This is a genomic window from Vibrio sp. D173a (assembly GCF_030248475.1).
In genome coordinates this window covers 1-797 of record NZ_JAHGAH010001317.1, presented here as the reverse complement: position 1 = coordinate 797, position 797 = coordinate 1, and the positions used below count along the sequence as shown (strand labels likewise).

The following is a 797-nucleotide window of genomic DNA, read 5'->3' as shown; positions in this document are numbered from 1 at the left end:
CTGCTGATGAGATACATCCTGTATTGGTGGGAGCTGGTCCAGAGCCGCTAACAGAAGAGTTTAACGCGCCTTATAGAGCGGAGCTTGCGAAGAAGCGTCGCGTCCCAGTAACGCTGTTCATTATGGATAATAAAGTCGTGGTCGGTGTCGGGAACATTTATGCCAACGAAGCATTGTTTTCCTCAAGGGTTCACCCACTTCGACCTGCCAATAAGATCACGGCTGCGGAGTGGGATCTTCTGACTCAAGAAATTAAGCAAGTTCTTGCTACCGCAATCAAGCAAGGTGGGACGACACTTAAAGACTTTGCTCAAGCCGACGGTAAACCGGGCTACTTTGCACAAGAGCTGCAAGTTTACGGCAAAGCCGGAGAGCCATGCCCTAGTTGTGGCGAAGCTCTCCAAGAATTGCAGATTGGTCAACGGAATACGTTTTTTTGTGGGGAGTGTCAGAAGTAAGAGCTCAAAGTTTGGATCCCTTCGCGCTCAAAGCTTCTAAATGAGTATGTAGAGCCAAGTGAAGAGCGCGAGGCCCAAGCTGACCATTACCGCTGCAGAACCAATGTCTTTAGCTTTACCACTAAGTTCGTGATGTTCTGCACCCACGCGGTCAACGACGGCTTCAATCGCTGAGTTAATTAGCTCAAAAAGAACAACCAGAACTAAAGAAGCAATCATCAAGATTTGCTCAACTTTACTGATATCTAACATTAAAGCGACAGGAATAAAGATCGCGCATAAGACAAGCTCTTGGCGGATAGCTGCTTCGGTTTTGAAAGCAGCTTTCAAGCCACTGAG

2 protein-coding genes are annotated in these 797 nt (G+C 47.6%); one reads left to right on the top strand and one right to left on the bottom strand.

Annotated elements, in window-relative coordinates; all coding sequences use genetic code 11:
* On the top strand, positions 1-458 hold a 458-nt coding region (locus tag KIV40_RS33080), incomplete at its 5' end, for a zinc finger domain-containing protein (RefSeq protein WP_285353618.1).
* A gap of 36 nt (positions 459-494) precedes the next feature.
* On the opposite strand, the gene KIV40_RS33075 is transcribed toward KIV40_RS33080, so the two are convergent.
* Positions 495-797, bottom strand: a 303-nt coding sequence (locus tag KIV40_RS33075; RefSeq protein WP_285353616.1) for a diacylglycerol kinase, incomplete at its 5' end; no start/stop codon positions are given.